General features: G+C 69.3%; 15 protein-coding genes and 3 pseudogenes. 11 read left to right on the forward strand and 7 right to left on the reverse strand.

Features of this window, described 5'->3' with window-relative positions:
- Window positions 1-222: 222 nt before the first annotated feature.
- From OG574_RS50175 to OG574_RS50195, 5 genes and pseudogenes are all read right to left on the reverse strand, one after another.
- Entirely contained in the window at window positions 223-2,640 is a 2,418-nt protein-coding gene (locus OG574_RS50175) for a glycoside hydrolase family 95 protein (protein WP_326779051.1), read from the reverse strand.
- 240 nt (window positions 2,641-2,880) lie between these two features.
- A pseudogene (locus tag OG574_RS50180) lies at window positions 2,881-3,595 on the reverse strand (ABC transporter permease); the annotation flags it as partial.
- 165 nt (window positions 3,596-3,760) lie between these two features.
- Window positions 3,761-4,852 (reverse strand): Gfo/Idh/MocA family protein, encoded by a 1,092-nt coding sequence (locus OG574_RS50185; RefSeq protein ID WP_326779052.1) that lies wholly within the window; start codon window positions 4,850-4,852, stop codon window positions 3,761-3,763.
- Complete coding sequence (locus OG574_RS50190) at window positions 4,837-5,535, reverse strand: ThuA domain-containing protein (protein WP_326779053.1); 699 nt, start codon at window positions 5,533-5,535, stop codon at window positions 4,837-4,839. Before OG574_RS50190 ends, OG574_RS50185 begins: the two co-directional genes overlap by 16 nt.
- A gap of 58 nt (window positions 5,536-5,593) precedes the next feature.
- Window positions 5,594-5,752, reverse strand: coding sequence for a hypothetical protein (locus tag OG574_RS50195; protein ID WP_326779054.1), 159 nt, complete (start codon window positions 5,750-5,752; stop codon window positions 5,594-5,596).
- 266 nt (window positions 5,753-6,018) lie between these two features.
- Between OG574_RS50195 and OG574_RS50200 the strand changes: the two genes are divergently transcribed.
- Complete coding sequence (locus tag OG574_RS50200) at window positions 6,019-6,279, forward strand: helix-turn-helix domain-containing protein (protein WP_326779055.1); 261 nt, start codon at window positions 6,019-6,021, stop codon at window positions 6,277-6,279.
- 406 nt (window positions 6,280-6,685) lie between these two features.
- Window positions 6,686-7,060 (forward strand): substrate-binding domain-containing protein, encoded by a 375-nt coding sequence (locus OG574_RS50205; RefSeq protein WP_326779056.1) that lies wholly within the window; start codon window positions 6,686-6,688, stop codon window positions 7,058-7,060.
- Between the two features lie 467 nt (window positions 7,061-7,527).
- Here the strand turns inward: OG574_RS50205 and OG574_RS50210 are convergent, their stop codons facing one another.
- The gene (locus OG574_RS50210; protein ID WP_326779057.1) at window positions 7,528-8,817 is read right to left on the reverse strand and encodes an MFS transporter; all 1,290 of its coding nucleotides are present in this window, start codon (window positions 8,815-8,817) and stop codon (window positions 7,528-7,530) included.
- A 117-nt stretch (window positions 8,818-8,934) separates the two neighbouring features.
- Window positions 8,935-11,253: a beta-glucosidase family protein gene (locus OG574_RS50215; protein ID WP_326779058.1), complete on the reverse strand. Its 2,319-nt coding sequence runs from the start codon at window positions 11,251-11,253 to the stop codon at window positions 8,935-8,937.
- 261 nt (window positions 11,254-11,514) lie between these two features.
- On the opposite strand from OG574_RS50215, the gene OG574_RS50220 reads away from it, so the two are divergent.
- From OG574_RS50220 to OG574_RS50265, 9 genes and pseudogenes are all read left to right on the forward strand, one after another.
- On the forward strand, window positions 11,515-12,450 hold the full coding sequence (locus OG574_RS50220) for a sugar phosphate isomerase/epimerase family protein (protein ID WP_326779464.1): 936 nt from the start codon (window positions 11,515-11,517) through the stop codon (window positions 12,448-12,450).
- 131 nt (window positions 12,451-12,581) lie between these two features.
- Window positions 12,582-14,291 (forward strand): dihydroxyacetone kinase family protein, encoded by a 1,710-nt coding sequence (locus OG574_RS50225; RefSeq protein WP_326779059.1) that lies wholly within the window; start codon window positions 12,582-12,584, stop codon window positions 14,289-14,291.
- Between the two features lie 81 nt (window positions 14,292-14,372).
- Complete coding sequence (locus tag OG574_RS50230) at window positions 14,373-14,888, forward strand: ribose-5-phosphate isomerase (protein ID WP_326779060.1); 516 nt, start codon at window positions 14,373-14,375, stop codon at window positions 14,886-14,888.
- 104 nt (window positions 14,889-14,992) lie between these two features.
- A complete protein-coding gene (locus OG574_RS50235; protein ID WP_326779465.1) occupies window positions 14,993-16,390 on the forward strand; it encodes a GntT/GntP/DsdX family permease in 1,398 nt (465 codons plus the stop codon).
- A gap of 96 nt (window positions 16,391-16,486) precedes the next feature.
- Window positions 16,487-17,437 (forward strand): NAD(P)-dependent oxidoreductase, encoded by a 951-nt coding sequence (locus OG574_RS50240; RefSeq protein WP_326779061.1) that lies wholly within the window; start codon window positions 16,487-16,489, stop codon window positions 17,435-17,437.
- A 126-nt stretch (window positions 17,438-17,563) separates the two neighbouring features.
- Window positions 17,564-18,262 (forward strand): GntR family transcriptional regulator, encoded by a 699-nt coding sequence (locus OG574_RS50245; RefSeq protein ID WP_326779062.1) that lies wholly within the window; start codon window positions 17,564-17,566, stop codon window positions 18,260-18,262.
- Between the two features lie 80 nt (window positions 18,263-18,342).
- Entirely contained in the window at window positions 18,343-18,474 is a 132-nt protein-coding gene (locus OG574_RS50250) for a hypothetical protein (protein WP_326779063.1), read from the forward strand.
- Window positions 18,475-18,905: 431 nt separating this feature from the next.
- Window positions 18,906-19,544: pseudogene (locus OG574_RS50260) on the forward strand (integrase); the annotation flags it as partial.
- A 70-nt stretch (window positions 19,545-19,614) separates the two neighbouring features.
- A pseudogene (locus OG574_RS50265) lies at window positions 19,615-20,536 on the forward strand (ISL3 family transposase); the annotation flags it as partial.
- Window positions 20,537-20,588: the final 52 nt, after the last annotated feature.

Below are 20,588 nucleotides of genomic sequence, written 5' to 3' on the forward strand. Positions count from 1 at the left end.
GCGAGGCGCTGCAGAAGCCGCTGCCTCGTGCCGAGGCGTGCCTGGCGGGACTCGGAGCCAGGTCTCCGGATCAGGCAGCGCCTTCCCTGTACCTCTGTCAACTGTCGCGATACCGCAGACGCGCCGTTGGCTGGTCTCGTGAAGAGGCGCCGCCCTGTGGGCCCGGCTCGATGCCGGCCTGATGCATCAAGACGGGCTCGACGCAGGCCGCGCCGCGAGGTGTCAGAGCGGCGTGATCACATACTCCCCACCTTCCTTGGTCTTGAACACGGCGACGGTGCTTTCGGGGCGCTTCACTTCTGTCTCAGCGCCGCCGGTTGAGTGCACGGTGACCGGTGCGGCGGTGCGCAGTCGGACGGTGCCGCTCTGGCGCGCTGCCAGGTGGGCGTGGGTCAGCGCGCCGTCGAGCCAGGAGAGGCTGACGGTGAGGCCGCCGCGGGCGAGGAGGCCGGTGACCCGGCCCTCGGGGAGCTGCGGCGGCAGGGCGGGCAGCAGGTGGACTTCACCGGCGTGGGACTGAAGCAGCCATTCGGTCACGCCCGCGGTGGCGCCGAAGTTGCCGTCGATCTGGAACGGCGGGTGCAGGTCGAACAGGTTCGGGGCTGTGTGGTCGGCGGTGAGCAGGTCGGTGAGGAGCTTGTAGGAGCGGGCGCCGTCCTCCGCGCGCGCCCAAAAATTGATCTTCCAGGCGAGGGACCAGCCGGTGCCGTCGTCCCCACGCATCTCCAGAGTCTTCAGAGCGGCCTGGAAGAGTTCCGGGGTGTTGCGCTTGGTGATCTGGTTGCTGGGGTGCAGGCCGTACAGGTGGGAGATGTGGCGGTGCTGCTGCTCGGGCGCGCCCGCGTCCCAGTCCTGCTGCCACTCCTGCAGCTGCCCCAGCGCGCCTATTTTCATGGGCGGCAGTTGGGCACGGGCCTGGCGCACCCGATCGGCGTACGGACTGGTGGTGCCGAGCGCGTCGCAGGCGGCGAGGTAGCCGTCGAAGAGGTCGCGCAGGATCTGATTGTCCATCGTCGGGCCCGCACATGCGGACACGTCGGGGTGGTGGGCGTTCTCGGGCGAGACGGACGGACAGGTCACCAAGTACCCGGTGGTGGGGTCGGGGACCAGCGCATCAAGGAAGAAGCGGACCGCGCCTTCGACGACGGGTAGCCGGCGGCGCAGGGCTGCGCTGTCGCCGGTGAAGCGGTAGTGCTCCCATACGGAGGTGGCCAGCCAGGCGCCGCCGGTGGGCCACATCCCCCAGAAGGCTCCGTCCACGGGCGCGGTGCCGCGCCAGACGTCGGTGTTGTGATGGGCGACCCAGCCGTCGGCTCCGTACTGCACCCGGGCGGTCTTCTGTCCGGCCTGGGCAAGGTCGTCGAGCAGGGCGAAGATCGGCTCCCAGCACTCCAGGAGGTTGGCGGTGGGCGCGGGCCAGTAGTTCATCTCCGTGTTGATGTTGATCGTGTACTTGGAGTCCCAGGGCGGGGACAGCTGGTCGTTCCAGATGCCCTGCAGGTTGGCGGGCTGTGTACCCGGGCGGGACGAGGAAATGAGCAGGTAGCGGCCGAACTGGTAGTGAAGGGCCACCAGTTGCGGGTCGTGGGCCTGAGAGAACGCGGCCACCCGCCGATCGGTCGGCGCCTTCGCCGCATCCGTGGTGCCGAGGTCGAACGTGACCCGGCGGAAGAGTGCGCGGTGGTCGCGTACGTGCCGGGAGCACAACTGTCCGTACGGGGTGTCGGTGGCGGCGTTCAGCGGGCGCTCGGCGTGGGCGCGGTGGTCGCCTGAGGCGTCTCGGTAGTGGTCGTAGCTGGTGCCGACGGACACCAGTAGGGTCACCGCGTCGGCGCTGTCCACGGCGAGGGTGCCGTTCTCGCTGCGCACGGTGCCCCTTTCGACGCGGGCACGGACCAGGGCGCGGAAGCGGACTCGGCCGGTGACGCCCTCACGCGTCTGCCCGGTCCCCTCCAGAGCGGCGGTGATCCGGTCCGGGGAGGACGTCTGAGCCTCCTGTGGACTGTCGAAGGCGGCGGTGAACGACAGGGCACCGGGGGTATCCGCGGTCAGCCGGACCACAATCACCCGGTCGGCATGGCTGACGAACGCCTCCCGACGGTATGCCACTCCATCGCGGACGTACATCGTGGTCGCCATGGCTGTGTCCAGGTCCAACTCGCGGCGGTAGGAGCTGGCTTCACCTGTGCCCGGAAACGTCAGGCGCAGGTTGCCGACTGTCTGGTACATCAACTCCCCCACTGGGATGCCCAGGAAGGTGGAGTTGATCAGGTCCTGGGCGGAGTTCCACTCGCCGGAGAAGACCCGGCGCCGGATCTCTGGGAGGTTTGCCAAACCCTGGGGGTTGGCGGGTTCGTAGGGGCCTCCCGCCCACAGGGTGTCTTCATTGAGCTGGAGCAACTCGGTGTCCACTCCGCCGAACACCATCGCGCCGAGGCGTCCGTTGCCGAGCGGCAACGCCTCCAGCCACTGGCCGGCGGGCTTGTCGTACCACAGGGCGAGGCGGGCGGCCTCCGGGGTGGTGGCCTCCTCCGCTTCTGATGCGGTCTGCGGCGCCGCGGCCGCCACAGCGGGCGGGAGGCCGACAGCGAGTGCGGCGGACGTGGTTGCGGAGGCGACGAGAAAATCTCTTCGTTCCATGGGAATGCCTGCCTTTCGATCGCGGGTTGGGCCGGTTCTTCGGGCGTGGTGCAACTCAGGGGCCGCGCGCGTGGCTTCACACGTGGGCCGTTCTGCCGTAGCGGTCCTTCCTGTGAGAGTTCACCTCGCCGGTACGAAGGTCGGCGTCCCGACCCGGTGCACCGCCACCTGATACGGCGTGGTCAGCCGGGCGCGGGCGGCAGCGAAGGGGGAGCGACTGCCGGGGAAAGGCGGCGGTGCCTATTCCTGTGCCTTGCCACCCGTGATGCGGGACAGCGCGAGGGCGCCGAGGATGATCGCGCCGTTGAGGGAGCCGATCCACTGTGCGGGGACACCTCCGAGGGTGAGGGCGTTCTGGATCAGGAACAGCAGCAGAATGCCGGTGAACGCGCCGAACACGGTGCCCTTACCGCAGTTGAGGCTGATATCGCCGATGACCGCGGCGGCGAACACGGTGAAGACGTACGTAGCTGCTGGCCTGGGCGGAGAGCACCGAGGCGAGGCGTCCCGAGAGCAGCAGGCCGCTCAGCGCGGCGAGGACGCTCGCGGTGACGATGGTGATCCACAGCACCCGGTCGGTGCGAATGCCGGCCGCTTTCGCCGCGTCGATGTTGCCGCCGATCGCGTAGAGGGAGCGACCGAAGCTGGTGAAGCCGAGCACCACCATCACGATGACGAACAGGATCAGGCAGATCCACCCAGAGGCAGGCATGCCCAGCCATTGGGCGGTGCGGAGGTAGAGCATCGAGGGGGGTTCATTGAAGAAGGTCTGGCCGCCGGAGACGCCCGTCAGGATGCCGCGCAGCACAATCAGCATGCCCAGCGTGACAATGAAGCCGTTGAGCCCGAACCGGATGATGTACAGGGCGTTCACCGCCCCGATCAGTAGACCGGCCGTCAGGGTGATAGGGATGGACCAGCCGCCGGGCAGCAGTCCGATCCCGTGCGCCGCGCCCGCCGTGAGCGGGTTGGTCGGCGTCGTCCCAGGAGGCCAAGTCGCTGTCGGTGCAGGCCTCCACGAAGGTGGTGAAGTAGCTGTCGACTGAGGGGCCTAGTTGCGCGGCGTGCGGTCCTTCTGGCATGGCCACCAGTGCCGCCGCCCCGCCGCGCACCCCGCCCCTCAAAGCTCCGCCAGGGGAACCACCGCCGGCCTCTCCGCCCGGCTGGCCACCATGACGGACGAGCCGCTCTCCGCCGAATTCAGCAGCGACTCCATGACATCGAGCACGTGGTACGCGAGCGAACCGCCGACGCGGGGTTCGCGCGTCGCGGGCGTGGCCGCCAGATCCGCGACGCCGTAGCCCCGCCCCGACCCGAGGTAGCCGGCGGAGACCGGGAGCGTCTCCCACTCGCCGGCGCCGAGGCGGAAGAGGCGAGTGTCGCCCTCGAAGTGGTTCGGGTCAGGCACCGCCAGTGTGCCCAGAGGTCCGTGCACCTCGATGTTCGCGGAGTGCGTCGCGGCCGCGTCGAAGCTCATCACCAGCGTTGAAAGCACTCCCGACTCATGCACAAGGACACCCGTGACATGGGTGTCCACGTGGACGTCGACCCGCTCACCGGCCCGCGGCCCACTGCCGATCTCGCGCTCCATACGCGTGTGGCTCGCCGCTCCGATCACCGAGGTCACGGGCCCGAGCAGCGTGACGAGGGCGGTGATGTAGTACGGGCCCATGTCGAGCAGTGGTCCGCCGCCCGGGGCGTAATAGAAGTCCGGGTTCGGGTGCCAGCGTTCGTGTCCGGGCGTGACCATCGTCGCCGTCGCCGCGACCGGTGCGCCGATGAGTCCGTCGTCGATGGCCTTGCGTGCGGTCTGAATGCCGGTGCCGAGAACGGTGTCCGGCGCGCAGCCGACGACAACTCCCGCCAGCCGGGCGGCCTTCAGCACCAGGTGGGCCTCTTCCGTCGTGGCGGCCAGGGGCTTCTCGCCGTAGACGTGCTTGCCGGCCGCGATCGCCTTGAGTGCTATCTCGCCGTGCGTGGCGGGGATCGTCAGGTTGAGTACGAGGTCCACGTCGTCGGCGGCGAGCAGCTCGTCGACGCTCAGGATGCGCACATCGCCGCCGTCCCACTCCTCCGCAACGGCCCGGGCGCGCGCCGCGTCCAAATCGGCTACGGCGACCAGGGCGACATCCCCCAGCCTGCGCAGGCTGGCGAGGTACTGGCCGACGATCGTGCCGCACCCGATGATCCCGATGTTCAGCGGCTGGCCCACAGCAGGCCCCTTTCGACGATGGTACGGACGCTGGGGTTCTCGAGGTCCTCGACGTGGTGTCCCGGCGTGCACACGAAGATCCGGCCCTTGCCCCACCGGCGGGTCCAGATGGCCGGCGAGGTGACTTCCCGGTGCCAGGGGTCCCAAGGGCGGATCTTCTGGGTGGTGGTGGCGAGGACGTCGATGTAGTCGTCGGCGAGGACCCAGTACTGCTCGGTGACGAGATCGAAGTCCGCTATGCCCTCGGTGATGGGGTGCTCGGCCGCGGCCGGAAGCATGTTCACGGTGTACGGGACGTAGTTGTCGGACTGCTCGCCGTTTCGCTCGTCCCGGTGTTTTCCCGGATGAGAGGCGAACTGCCCGCCAATGAGATGCAGATAGTCGGCGGTGTTGCGGTAGGAGTCGGCGATCCCGCCGTGCCAGCCGGCGAGACCGGTGCCGTTCTCGACGGCCGTCCGCAGCCCGGCGAACTCCTCCCGCTCGATCGTGGACATCGTCACGCACTGCACGACGAGGTCCACTCCGGCCATGTACGTGGCGTTCGCATAGATCTTGGGCGAATCCTCGACCCGTATCTCGTAGCCATGCGCCGTGAGGTGCGGGATGAACAGGTCGGTGGCCTCGACGGGCTGGTGCCCCTCCCAGCCGCCGCGTACGACGAGGGCCTTCTTGGTGGTCGCCACTGATCTCCTTTGCTGTACGAGATGGCTGTTGCTGTACGAGATGGGTGCCTACGTGCGCCTACTTGCCGAAGCCGGCCGTCAGGCAGCTGACGAGCTGGCGGCGTGCGATCACGTACACGCCGAGGAGCGGCAGCGTCGCGAGGGCCAGGGCGGTGCCGCAGAACGTCGTTACGGCGGTACGCAGTCTGCGGCGTCTGAGTAGTCTGCGAAAGTTCACGGTCTTCCGGTCCTCAACGCTGAGAGACGTAGGCTTGGAAGGCGATCCGACCTCGCAAAAGTTCGAAAACTTTCGGAGATTGTTCGATACATTGGCACCGTAGGGAGGGGTGGAGATCGCGGTCAAGAGGCGTGCACACAGTGACATTTGAGCGTGGTCGCTGGAGGGTGAGTGGGCAAAAGCCGACATCACGCCAGGATTGACGCCGCGCGTGCCACACCCCAAGCTGCCGCTACCGAAAATATTTCGAGACGTCAGGAAGCCAAATGTCCCTCTCGTCCTCCTCGAGCAATACCAAACCCAAGCCCAAGCCCAGGCTTACGCCGGCCGCCATCGCGCGCGGCACGGGAGTCTCCACCGCCACCGTGTCCAAGGTCGTCAACGGCCGGGCGGACGTGGTTCCCGGAACGCGCACGAGGGGCCTTGCTGCACTCGAGGAGGCCGGGTACCGCTCACCGGCCCAGCGCCGCTCGCCCGTAGGGCCCTCTGTCGTCGAGGTCGCCTTCGACGCAATTGGCTCGGACTGACCCCTCGACGGTGCCCAAAGGCATCCTCGACCACGCCGCGAGCGCTGGCGTCGAGATCATCCTCAGTACCACCGGAAGTCCACGGTCCACTCCACTCGACTCGGCCCACATAGCACAGCGCATGAGCAGTGAAGGCCGCGCCGGAATCATCGCGGTGACCTCGGCGTACGGCGAGCGCGACCTGGCCGCCTTCCAGCGCCAGCGCATCCCCGTCGTGGTCATCGGGCTCCTCCGTGGACACCCCTGCCTTCGGGCAGGGGTGGAAACAGACACTCGTTCAACCCGCCGCCCGTCGACGTCGTCAGCGTCGGAGCCACCAACTGGTGGGCGGGAAAGCCGCCACCGCACACCTCTCGGGCATGGGCCACCGCCGCATCGCCTACCTCGGCGGCCTGGAGTCGACGGAATGCAACCAGGCACGCCTGCACGGCTACCTGTCCGCTCTCACGGCCCACGACCCACGGCCTCATCCCCTGACCCCGACCTCCTCATCCACGGCCGCTTCCGCGCCGACCACGACACCGAAGGCCTCACCGCACTCCTGGCCCGCAGCAATCCCCCGACCGCAATCTTCGCCGGCAACGACGCCATCGCAGTCGGTGTCCTGCGCGAGGCCCGACCCCGCGGCATCCACGTACCCGAAGACCTGAGCCTGGTCGGCTTCGACGGCGCCGCCCTCCGCGCCGTACTCCGCCAATTCCGCGGCGAACAACCCGACACCCACCGCGTGGAACTCGCCACGCAATTCGCAGTACGCGAATCGACCACGCTCCTCCGGTGAGGCGGCTTCGGTCAGGCGGTTGGCGATGCGAGCGCCTCACCTGCCTCCCCACGCGGTGGACGAGTAGGCGTACGCGTTCTGCATCGTGGAGGCCGTCCACCAACGCCTTTGCCACCGGGGGATCTTCGCCAACGGTGCAAAGAAGTGGGGTGATCCGTCGGCCGGACTGCTCTGGGCCCGACACATGGCAGCGCGAGAAGGCCACGCTGCTCAACTGTGAGGGACGAGGAGTCAATCCGCGAGACCATCGCCCGCAACGGCATCTTGCCCCAGCCATCGCCGTCGTCCCGTCCGGGGTGCTCCCCGTGCGATCTGCGCGGTCAGAGGCAGGACTTACTCACCGGAAGGCGGATGGAGCGACAACAGGCACCTCGACAACCGCATCGGCCTTCGGAACGCCCCGAGAATGCCCGATGATCACGTTGCCGCACCGGGAAACCACAAGATCCCCGACAACAAAGTCCCGCTCAGCGCACCTTGCGCACGGGCAGGATGGCCAGCGCACCACCGAGACACACCAAGGAGGCGGTGATCAGCAGGATCGCGTAGTTGTGCCCGCCGCCGAGCGAGATGAGCAGCGCGCCGAGTGCGGGGGCGAAGATCTGTGGGGCCGACATCGCGATGTTGAAGATGCCGAGGTCCTTGGAAGGGTTGTCCGGGTCCGGCAGCACGTCGATGACGAGCGCGAGGTCGACACCGAGGTAGGTGCCGAAACCCAATCCCAGGACGATCTCCGCACAGTAGAACAAGGCAGTGGTGTCGGCCTGACTGAGGATCAGCATGCCGACACCGAACGACACGGCAGCGACGGCGATGAACGGCTTGCGGCGCCCGACCTGGTCCGAGAGCCAGCCGGCGGTCAGTGAGGCGCCCATAACGACCAGCCCATAGAGGAGGACGCCGACGGCGAGCGTCTCGGTCGCTTCGGCGGCGCTGAGCCGCATCTCGTGCTGGAGGTAGATGAGACGGAAGGTGGTAAACATCCAGTTGGCGAGCGTCAGCAGGAAGCGGGAGAGCCAGGTCCAGGCGAAGTCCGGGTGCTGTTTGGGGCTCACCCAGTAGGTGCGCAGGACCGCCTTGAAGCCTTCCCGTGGGGGCTTCCGCTCCAGCGGCTTGTCCGGGAGGACCAGCATGTATCCGATCACCAGGAGGATGCCGATGACGCTGGGTACCAGGAAGAGCAGGAGCATCTGGTCGGTGAAGTACTTAGCGATCCAGGTGCCCGCGGTGGGGGCAAGGTTCTGCATGATGCCGAGCAGTCCGCTGATCTTGCCGCGCTTGAGCTCGGGGACGTTGTCGGCGACGGTCGCGACGAATGCGGCGAGCGCGGCGTTGGCGGACGCCGAGGCGATGACGAAGCCGAGGGTGATGACGACGACGCTGCTCGCAGTGGCGATGAGCAGCAGCCCGACGAACAGGCCCAGCATGCCGAGGGCGAGCCAGGGCCGACGCCGGCCGTAGCGGCTGGTGGTGCGGTCGCTGAGACGCCCGAAGAACGGGTTCGCCAGCATCGCGGCGACCGAGCCCGTGGTGGTGACGATCCCGAGCGACGAGACCTGGTCGCTCTCGGGGACGATCGCTTGGACTTTGAGTTGCAGGCTGACGAGGATGGGCGTCAACAGAGCCAGGAATATACCGAGTTGACCTGCCGCCATACCGGCCACCAGTCGGGGTCGGGGGGCTGCGACGGCCGAGGGGGTGCGCGGCGTGCCGCGTTCGGGCGCGGCGGTGTCGCTGCGGAGGGTTTCGGGGGTCACGGCAGGCTACTTCCTTGTAGTCGGGCAGGACGCGGGGGGACGTAGAGAGGTGAGGTGTGTCTGGCGCACGTCGGGCGGGCCGCGAGGGTCGCGGCCGGGAGAACTGCGTGGCGCCGGTTACGCGTGGCGGAGGTGGCGCTCCGCGCCCACCCAGCGCTGCGGTCCCGTGAGTTCGACATCGGCGCTCAACCGGATGTCACCGCTGGAGGATCCGAGCATGAGGCGGATGGTGCCGGGCTCGACGAGCCGCCGGCCGTCGCCGGAGGCGTCCTTGGTGTACGAGGTCTGGTCGGCGTGCATCTTGAACGTCACACGGCTCTGTGCACCCGGTGCCAGGTCGATGACGTCGAAGGCCGCCAACTGCAGGGTGGGACGGGCGACTTGGGCGACCGGGTCGTCGTAGTAGAGCTGGACGGTCTCCCGGCCCGCGCGCTGTCCCGTGTTGCGGACGAGGCAGGAGACCTCGACGAACCCGTCGGTGGGGACGCGCTCTCCGCCGTCGAGCCGCAGGTCCTCGTAGCTGAAGGAGGTGTACGACAGGCCGTGCCCGAAGGGGTACAGGGGTGTGTTGTCGAGGACGCTTATGCCTTCGCTGTGGCGGCCGAGCAGCGGGGTGAGGTACGTGCCCGGATTGCTGTCCGGGGTGGCCGGGATCTGTACGGGCAGCTTGCCGCTCGGGCAGGCCCGGCCCGACAGGACACGCGCCAGAGCCGGGCCGCCCTCTTCGCCGGGCATGAAGGTCTGCACGACGGCCACGCAGCGTTCGGCGAGTCCACCGAGTGCGTAGGGTCGGCCGGAGACGACGAGTAGGACGACCGGGGTGCCGGTGGCGAGTACTTTCTCGATCAACTGCGCTTGCACGCCCGGTAGTTGCAGATGAGGGGCATCGCAGCCCTCCCCCGAGGTTCCGTTGCCGAACATTCCGGCGCGGTCGCCGACGACGACCAGGGCCAGGTCGGCCGAGGCGGCGGCACGCGCGGCGGCGGGCAGACCGGAGCGGTCGCCTCCGCTGACCTTGCAACCCGGTTCATGGACGAAGGTGATGTCCGGCAGTTGCGCGGTGAGCGCCTCGCGCAGGGTGGGCAGGGTGAGTCCAAGCGGGTGACCCGGGTACTTGGGCAGGACATGGTTGGGGAAGGAGTAGCAGCCCAGGAAGGTGGTGGCGTCGTCGGCGCCCGGGCCGATCAGGGCGATGGTGGGGGTGCAGGCGGCGTCGAGGGGCAGGGCGGCACCCTCGTTGGCCAGCAGGACGATGGAGCGTTCGGCGATGGTACGGGCGAGTGTGCGGTTGGTCGGCGAGTCGAGGTCGACGGGGGTGCCGAATCCGGCGTCCGCCTCCGGGGTGTAGTCGGCGTCGAGGAGGCCGAGTCGGAGCTTCTGGCGCAGGACGCGTTCGACGGCGCGGTCCAGGAGCTCGGGGGCGATCAGGCCGTCGTCGAGCTGTTGGGCGAGCGGGTCGCCATAGCAGCGGGTGTTGGGTAGTTCGACGTCCATTCCGGCGGTCAGTGCGAGGCGGGCGGCGTCGCCTTCGGTGGCGGCGACGCGGTGCATGGTCTGCAGGAAAGCGATCGATCCGTAGTCGGAGACGACTGTGCCGGTGAATCCCCACTGCTCGCGCAGCACTTTCGTCAGGAGCGACTCGTCCGCGCAGGCGGGAACCCCGTCCTGGTCGGTGTAGGAGTTCATCACCGAGCCCACGGCGCCTTCGCGCACGGCCATCTCGAAGGGCGGCAGGATCACGTCGGCCATTTCTCGGGCGCCTATGGAGACGGGCGCGTGGTTGCGGGCGCCGCGTGATGCCGCATGCCCGGCGAAGTGCTTGAGCGTGGCGACGACGCCCTGGGACTGCATGCCTCGGACGTAGGCCGTGCCGATGAGGCTGGTCAAGTAGGGGTCCTCGCCGAGCGTCTCCTCGACGCGGCCCCAGCGGTAGTCGCGTACGACGTCGAGGACCGGGGCGAGGCCCTGATGGACCCCGACCGACGCCATGTCGTGGCCGATGGCGGCACCCATCTTCTCGACCAGTGCGGAGTCGAAGGTGGCGGCCCACGCCAGTGGGGTGGGGTAGACGGTGGCCCCGAAGGCGGCGAAGCCAGTGAGGCACTCGTCGTGTGCGATCGCCGGAATGCCTAGGCGGGTACTGCCGGTCAACATCCGTTGTACGCGGACGAGTTCGGCGCGGCCCTCTTCGGGAGTCAGGGGGCGGGTGCCGTAGGGGCGGGTGAGGTGGCCGATGCCGTGGGCAAGGGCCGTGGGCTCGTTCGAGCGGGCGGCGAGGGCTTCTTCGATTGGTGCGACGCGGGCGTCGCCGCTGCCGACGTTGGTCTTGGCCCAGTATCCGCCGAGCTGGGCGATTTTCTCGGCCCGGGTCATCTCTGCCAGGAGGGACTTGACCCGCTCGTCGGCGCACAGCGATGTGTCGTTCCAGGGGTTCATGGGGCTCCTGCATCCGGCCTGCACATCCGCGGGGCCACGAGGAGGCAGGCCGGCCGACGGATAAGTTCACGGCGTTGACAAAAAGAACGCGGGAAGCATGCGCACGGACAAGGCCTCAGGTCAAGAAGGTGCGTGCATTTTTCCGGCCGCCCGGAACAAAACATTCCGAGTGCGACGAAGGGCAGGCGCATGTGAGCTGGACCACCCTTGACAGCCCGCCAGATCCTAGATCATATATGAAATAGAGAAAGGGAGCCGATGCTGACTCACACCGCAGAAACCTGGCCGATCGCCGCCGCCCTCCTGCAGTTCCCGAACACCGGACCTGATGGTGTCCCCACCCAGGACCAGCCCGCCGAACAGTGGGGGCAGACCCTGCAGGAGGTTGTGGACGCCGGGTTCACCGAGGTCGACCTCACCGATGGCTGGCTCCGTCCCGGCGACCTCGCCCCGGCCCGCCTCGAGGAGCTGCGCGCCACGCTCGCCAAGGTCGGCCTGACCGCCCCGGCCATCTCCGCGATCCGCCGCAGTGTCATCGACCCGGTCGACGGCGACGACAACCTCGCCTACTCGCACCGCACCATCGACGCGGCCGCCGCCCTCAGCGTCCCGCTCGTCTCCGTCGGTCTGCACCGGCCGCTCACCCCCGAGCAGCAATCCGTGCTCTGGTTCTGGACCGTGCCGGGACCGAAGGACCCGGCCGGCGACAAGGAGACATGGCACAAGGCCGTGACCCGGCTGCGCGAACTCGCCGACCACGCCGCCTCGGTGGGCGTGCAGCTTTCGCTGGAGATGTACGAGGACACCTACCTCGGCACGGCAGACTCGGCCGTCGCTTTGCTCACCGACATCGAGCGCGACAACGTCGGCCTCAATCCGGACCTGGGCAACCTCATCCGCATGCAGCGCCCCATCGAGTCGTGGGAGTCGATGGTCACGAAGACCCTGCCGCACGCCAACTACTGGCACGTGAAGAGTTACTACCGCATGGAGGACCCCTCCACCGGCACCGTCCTCACGTCCCCCGCTCCCATGGAGTCCGGGTTCGTCAGCTACCGGCAGGCCGTCAAGATCGCCCTCGCCCACGGCTTCAACGGAGCGTTCTGCGTGGAGCACTACGGCGGCGACGGTCTCAGCGTATCCGCCGCGAACCGCGAGTACCTGCGGCGCATCCTGCCCGGCCGCCCCACGGCCTGAGCCCGGCCCCAGCCGGGTCGACCCGACGCCGCCCCACCGGCCACCCACCCCCGATCGGTGACCGGTCGGGCGCGCTCGGCCCCCTGCGCGCACCGACGCGCGCCCCGCCTCCCGACAAGGAACCACCTGCCATGACCAGGCTGTACGCCGACCCTGCCCGATTCAGCGAGGACCAGCTGCGCGGATTCGCCGCCGCCCATCCCGAGCACGCCACACTCGTGCCCGGCGGCGTCATACGCACCGGTCCGCTGCGGCCGGGACAGGTCGCCGTCGTGGTCGGCGGGGGTTCGGGGCACTACCCGGCCTTCAGCGGTCTGGTCGGCGGTGGACTCGCCGCCGGCGCGGTCGTCGGCAACGTCTTCACGTCGCCCTCCAGCCGGCAGGCAGAATCCGTGGCGCGGGCCGCGGACGCAGGTGGCGGCGTCCTCTACTGCTTCGGCAACTACGCGGGCGACCGTATGAACTTCGGCATGGCGCAGGCGCGACTGCGTGACGCCGGAATCGACACCCGCACGGTCCTCGTCACCGACGACGTGGCCAGTGCGCCGGCCGACCAGTCCGGTGACCGGCGCGGCATCGCGGGTGACTTCAGCGTCTTCAAGGTCGCTGGCGCGGCGGCCGAGGAAGGCCTCACCCTGGACGCCGTCGAAGCCGCGGCCCACCACGCCAACGCCGCCACGTACTCCTTCGGCATCGCCTTCGCCGGCTGCACGATGCCCGGCGCCGATGCGCCGCTGTTCACCGTGCCCGAGGGGAAGATGGCCATCGGCCTCGGCATCCACGGCGAACCAGGCGTCGAGGACGCCGACATGGCCGACGCCCCGACCGTCGCCCGCATCCTCGTGGACCGGTTGCTCGCCGAGCGCCCGGCGACGGCCGGTTCCCGCGTCGCCGCGATCCTGAACGGGCTCGGTGCCACGAAGTACGAGGAGCTGTTTCTGCTGTGGGGCCATGTCGGGCAGGCCCTCGCCGAGGCCGGGCTCACCGTCGTCCGGCCCGAGGTCGGCGAGCTCGTCACCAGCCTGGACATGGCCGCGTGCTCGCTGACCCTGATGTGGCTGGACGAGGACCTGGAGCGCTGGTGGTGCGCGCCCGCCGACGCCCCCGGCTTCCGGCGCCTCCCGCTGCCCGTGGCGTCAGCCGAGCCGCGCGCGCTGCCCGACGCGGTGCCCGAGACACCTGTCGTCCGGGGCGACGAGCCCTCGCGCTCCACCGCGACCACGATTCTCGACGTCCTACGCGCATTGCAACACGCACTGCACGACGCCGCCGACGAGCTCGGCCGGATCGACGCGGTCGCAGGTGACGGCGACCACGGGCGCGGCATGACCAAGGGCGTCGATGCCGCCGTGCGCGCCGCCGAGCAGGCCGCCTCCCGGTCGGCCGGCGCCCGTTCGCTGCTCAGCGCCGCCGCCGACGCCTGGGCCGACGAGGCCGGCGGCACGTCCGGAGTGCTGTGGGGCGTGGGGCTGCGTGCCCTCGCCCAGGAACTCGGTGACACGGGAGCCACCGACGCAGCGCGTGCGGCCGCCGGTGCCCGAGCCGCCTTCGAGGCCGTCACGACGCTCGGCGGCGCCGCCCCCGGAGACAAGACACTCGTGGACGCCCTCGCCCCTCTCGTCGACACCTTCACCGCAGGCATCGGGCGCGGGGACGACACCGTGTCCGCCTTCGCCCTCGCCGCGGCCGAGGCGGGCTCCGCCGCCGAGGCGACCGCCGCGTTCACGCCGCGCCTGGGCCGTGCCCGGCCGCTGGCCCAACGCAGCGTCGGGACGCCGGACGCCGGCGCCCTCTCCCTGGCCCTGTGCGCGCGCACCGCCGCCGACGTGCTCGCCGACTGACGGCCCGCACTCCACGCCGCATCCGAGCGCACCGCTCTCCCCCACACGCTCCGCCACCACCACCAAGAACTGGAACCGACGATGGGTCACACCGACCAGACCGCCCCGGCCCCACTGCACCTCGTCATCGGCAGCGACGACGCCGGCTACGCATACAAGGAAGCGCTCAAAACCGACCTGCAGGCCGATCCACGCGTCGCCTCCGTCAAGGATGTCGGGGTCGGCGAAGACGAACACACGGCCTACCCGCACATCGGTGTCGCGGCGGCCCGGCTCGTCGCCGACGGCCGCGCCGACCGGGCATTGCTGTTCTGCGGCACCGGTCTGGGCGTCGCCATCAGCGCCAACAAGGTGCGCGGCGTCCGCGCCGTCACAGCCCACGACAGCTTCTCCGTCGAACGCGCCGTACTCAGCAACAACGCCCAGGTACTGACCATGGGCCAGCGGGTCATCGGCCTCGAACTGGCGCGCCGCCTGGTCGGCGAGTGGCTCGGCTACCGCTTCGACGCCACCTCGCCCTCCGCCAACAAGGTCCAGGCCCTCGATGCCTACGACACAGGCGCCGACCACACCGACGAGGTCGGCTCAGGCTGCTGAGCGAGCCTCCCGCCGCGCGCGGTCCCGCTCGGCCGTCCCCGTCGGGCGGGAACCGCCCTCCCCCTCCGCCGCCACTTGCAACGACGTAAGGACAACCCCGCATGATGGCCCCGATCGCCCTGCCCCTGGCGGCCGCGCCCTGGACCGGGCACGACACTCGGCTCATCGTCATGGTGGCCGTCGCCATCGCCGCGATCGTCTCTCTCATCACCCTCTTCGACTTCCATCCGTTCATCGCCCTGATCGGCGGCTCCGTCATCCTCGGCGTGGGCTCCGGCACCCAACTCGCCAAGGTCGTCGAGTCGTTCAGCGACGGCATGGGCGCGACGCTCGGCTCCACCGGCGCGTTGATCGCCCTCGGCGCGATCCTCGGCAAACTGCTCGCCGACTCGGGCGGCGTCGACCGCATCGTCGACACGATCGGCGCGCGCTCCGGGCCGCGAGTGCTGCCGTGGTCCATGGCATTGATCGCCGCCGTCATCGGCCTGCCGATGTTCTTCGAGGTCGGCCTCGTCCTGCTGGTCCCGATCATCGTGGTCATGGCCAAGCGCACCCGCAAGCCGCTGGTCCTGCTGGCCGTCCCGGCTCTGGCGGGGCTCGGCACCCTGCACGCGTTCGTGCCGCCGCACCCCGGACCGCTCGTCGCCGTCAGCGCGCTGAAGGCCGACATCGGCACCACACTCGGGCTCGGCATCATCGCCGCGATACCCACAGTGATCGTCGCCGGTCCGCTGTACGGCAAGTTCATCGCCCGGCACGTACGCGCTGAGGCCCCCACCGCACTGGTGGAGTCGCTGATGACCGCTCAGGAGGCGAACGGCACCCGGGTCCGCACTCCCGGCTTCGGGACCTCCCTCGGGGCGATCGCACTGCCGGTCGTCCTGATGCTCGCCAAGTCGATCGCGGACATCGCGTTCCCCGGCGACGCCTGGTACAACCACGTGCTCGACTTCCTGGGCACGCCGCTCGTGGCGATGTTCCTAGCCGTGCTGGTCGCCATGACCGTCTTCGGCTGGGGGCTCGGCCGCAGCAAGGCCGAAGTCCGCTCCGTCGTCACGGCCGGACTGCCCGCGGTCGCCGGCATCCTGCTCATCGTCGGCGCGGGCGGCGGCTTCAAGCAGCTGATCGTGGACACCGGTGTCGCAGACGCCATCGGCAAGGCCGCGGCCGAGGCGCACATGCCGGTCCTGGTGCTCGGCTGGCTGCTCGCCGTACTGATCCGGCTGGCCACGGGCTCCGCCACCGTCGCCACCACGGCCGCCGCGGGCATCATGGCGCCCCTGGCGGCGGGAGCCCTGCCTATGGAGGCGTCTCTCATCGCGCTGGCCGTCGGCGCCGGTTCGCTGTTCTTCTCGCACGTCAACGACGCCGGCTTCTGGCTGTCGAAGGAGTACTTCGGCATGAGCGTCACCGAGAACATCAAGACGTGGTCGGTGCTCTCGACGATCGTCGCCGTGATGGGCCTGGCCATGTCACTCCTCATGTACACCGTCCTCGTCTGACACCCGCACTGCCGCCCCTGCGCAGCCCACTCCAGGCAACGAGAAACTGTTCCCGCGGCTCCCTCCGGCCGCCGCCCTGCAAGGAAGAAGCTCTTCATGTCCACTGACACCACTGCCGCTGCCACCGCCAACGCCCCGATCACTGCGGTTCTCGGCCTCGGCGCAATGGGCCTGCCCATGGCGACCCACCTCGCCGGTGCCTTCCCGGTGCGCGCGTTCGACGTCTTCGAAGAGCGCCGCGCTCTGGCCGACAAGGCCGGTGCCACCCCCGCCGCGACGCCCGCCGACGCGGCGAAGGGCGCGGACGTCGTCGTCATCGCCGTCCGCGACCAGGAGCAGCTGGAGTCCTGCCTGTTCGGCGGTGGCCTCGTCGAGGAGAGCGCCGCGGCGACGCTGCGCGAGGGCGCGGTCGTCGTCGTCACCTCCACGGTCGGCGTCGACGGCGTGCAGGCCGTGGCCGCGCGCCTCGCCGAGCAGGGGGTGCGCCTGGTCGATGCCCCGGTCAGCGGCGGCGCGGTGCGCGCGGGCACCGGCGACCTGCTGATCATGGTCGGCGCGGACGAAACCTCCCTCGACGCGGCCCGGCCCGTGCTGGACCGGCTCGCGTCCGCCCTGCACATCGTCGGTCCGCGCATCGGCGACGGCCAGATCATGAAGACCGTCAACCAGCTGCTGTGCGGCATCCACACCGCGGCCGCCGCGGAGTCCCTCGCGCTGGCCCGCGCGCTCGGCATCGACCTGGACCGTGCCGTCGACGTCCTCGGCCAGGGAGCGGCCTCGTCGTTCATGCTCGCCGACCGCGGACCGCGCATGGTCCAGCAGTACGAGGTCCAGGAGGACGGCACCGGCGGTCCCGAGCTGCGGTCCCGGCTCGACATCATCCGCAAGGACATGAACATCGTCGTCTCTCTCGCCAAGAAGGCCGGCGTGGCCACCTCGGTCGCGGCTGCCGCTGACCAGCTCTACCAACTCGCCATGACCCAGGGCCTGGCTGCTCAGGACGACTCGGCACTGGTGACGCTGCTGTCCCCGCGCACCGCTCGGTAAGCCCACGCCAGACGGACCACACAGGACGGGACGCCGCCCCGGTTAAGCTGACGGGTGGCGCACAGGGTGCGCTCAGCTGGGGCAACAGTGCCCGCACAGCACCGGCCACAGCGGAAAGAGGCGACGATGGGAGCAGTTGGCAGGCAGGTGCGCCCGGCGGGGCTCGGCAGGACCGTCCTGATGGACGAGGCGTACGAGGCCCTGCTGGCCCTCATCATTGACGAGGGCCTGGCCCCGGGCACACCGCTGCGCATCGACACCATCGCGAAGGACTGGGGTGTCTCTCCGACACCGCTCCGTGAGGCCCTGGCCAAGTTGGAGAACACGGGCCTCGTGCAGCGGGTGCCGCACCGCGGCTACACGGTGGCACCGCTCCTGGACGACCGAGGCTTCCGTGAACTCATGGCGGCCCGGCTGCTCATCGAGCCCTACAGCGCGCGCCAGGCGTGCGAACGGGACGCGTCCGGCGCGGCCCGGATCCTCGCCGAGCACCACCGGGAGATGACCGCTGCGGCGGACCAGCGGGAGACGGACGACTTCCGCAGCTACATGCAGGCCGACTCCGCCTTCCACGCGGCCATCGCCGAGGCCGCGGGCAACCGCTTCCTGTCCGCCGCCATCGATCCGCTGGGAGCCCACATCCAGCGGTTCCGCCGCTTCACCGGCGGCCGCATCAACGACACCGAGGAAGCGCTCGCCGAACACTCCGCAGTGCTACGGGCCTTCCAGGCGAGCGACGCGTCGGCGTGCGAAGCGGCGATGCGCGCGCACCTGGAGGGCGTAGCGCACCGGTCGTTCGGACAGGCTGTGACAGATCCGGCCTGAGGCTTCCGAAACGGCACAGGCTGCCCGTTCGGCCGGATACGGTGCCGCGCTGGCATCGCGACCTGATCAGGCTGGACGGGGTGAAGACGGCCGTGACTTGGCTGTCCGACACGAGCCTGCGGATCGGCGGGCTGACCGGACTGCATCTGGTGTACTTGCACCTGCGCGACGACGCACCTGGTGGCGACTGCAAGAGCCTGCGGGGCTCGTAAAGTCATCGCTGCAGGTCGCGACCATCGCGCGGTCTGCACTGGAACCATGCCAGCGTGATCGTCTCACTGCTGTACAAAGTCGCCCGCAAGCTGCTGTCCGTCCCCGGGGTGCTGTTGAGTCGCGACAGCACCCAGGCCGCCGAGTTGCTTGTCCTCCGCCATGAGAATGCTGTGCTACGCCGTCAGATCGCCGGCCCGGTCCGCTACGAGCCCGTGCACCGGTTCTGGCCGGCCACCCTCTCCAGCCTGATACCCGTCGCCGCCGGCGCGAGATATTCCCGGTCACGCCTGGCACACTGCCTGCCTGGCATCGCAGGTTCATCGCGGCGAAGGGGGACTACAGCGCCCGGTGCTGTGTGTGCCGTTAATTGCCTCCGAGCAGGTCACCGCAGTCATGGCGTCGATCTCACGGCGCGGCAGGATGGTCACTCGTGCTGCTCCGTCTCACCTACCTCACCGCTGCTCACCTCTTCACCGCCCAGCGCCTGCTGCGCACGAATGACCAGGCCAAGTTCGCCGAAATCCTCGCCCTACGCCACCAGCTCGCTGCTCTGGAACGCCAACTCGACTCGTCAAAAGTGAAGTTCAGCCCCACAGACCGGGTCGCCCTCGCCGCACTCCTGGCCCCGCTGCCCCGTGCGGCGCTGCGCCCGCGGCGGCCGCTCGTCCGTCCGGACACCATCTTGCGATGACATCGCGACCTGCTCCGGCGGCACCACGCAAGAGCCTCCTGTAACAAGCAACCCGGGCGCCCCCGCACCGTCCGCTACATCCGAGCCCTCGCCCTGCGCCTGGCCCGCGAAAACAGCACCTGGGGCTACCGGCGCATCCACGGTGAACTCGCCACCCTCGGCATCAAGAACGCCGCCTCCACCGTCTGGGAGGTCCTCCGCCACGAGGGCATCGACCCGGCACAACAGCGGACCACCGCCACCTGGGCCGCCTTCCTCCGCTCCCAGGCCGACGCACTCCTCGCCATGGACTTCACCGAGACCATCACGCTGACCGGCCAGCGGCAGTACACCCTCACCACCATCGAACACACCACGCGCCGGATCCGGATCCTCGGGGACTGTAAGAAGAACGGCCCTGTCTCACATTCGGTGGTGACTGAACGTGGTGGCGTGTCGTTGGCATGACGTGCGGGATGTCAACGAGCTTGTAGACGTGGTGTTTTCGGGGCTGTCGCCGCTGGTCATCGGGGACGTGGCCGACGAGGGCAAGCGGATCCTGGTGCGGGCTCGGACGCCGGATGGTCTGGTTCCGTGCCCGGGCTGTGGGGTGCCGTCCGGCCGTGTTCATGGCAATTACCTGCGAACCGTGGCGGATGTGTCGGTGGACGGGCGGTGGGTCGTGGTTCGTGTGCGGGTGCGGCGTCTGGTGTGTCCCACGCGCGGCTGCCGCCACACCTTCCGCGAGCAGGTGCCCGGAGTGCGGGAGCGATACCAGCGACGTACCGCCCGTCTGACCAGGCAAGTCAAGGCCGTGGTCAAGGAGTTAGCGGGCCGGGCAGCGGTGCGTCTGCTTGCGGCACTCGCGGTGGCTGTCGCATCACACCGCCCTGCGTACCTTGCTGCGCATACCGCTGTCCACCACGCGAGTGCCCCGCGTGATCGGTGTCGATGACTTTGCTCTGCGCCGGCGGCACCGTTATGCCACCATCGTGATCAACGCCGAGACCCACGAGCGGATCGACGTACTGCCCGACCGTACGGCCGACACCCTGGAAGCGTGGCTGCGCAAGCATCCTGGCGCCGAGATCGTGTGCCGCGACGGCTCCGCGACCTACGCCGAGGCCATCCGCCGAGCCCTGCCCAAGGCAACACAGGTCGCCGATCGGCGGCATTTGTGGCACAACCTGTGCGAAGCCACCCTGAGCGCGGTCAAGGCGCACAGCAGCTGCTGGGTCACCGTGCTGGAGGCACCCTAGTATGACGGGCCCCGCGCACATACCACCCTGGAACGCCGGCGCCAGGTCCACGACCTGCTCGACCAGGGCGTGGGCCTACTCGAATGCGCACGCCGTCTCCAACTGGCAGTCAACTACCCGGTCGTGAAACGACCGGGCTTGCTGCTCGAGTCATCACTGGCTGTGATGGGTTCGGCTGCGTCCA

This window comes from Streptomyces sp. NBC_01445, from assembly GCF_035918235.1.
Taxonomy (GTDB): domain Bacteria; phylum Actinomycetota; class Actinomycetes; order Streptomycetales; family Streptomycetaceae; genus Streptomyces.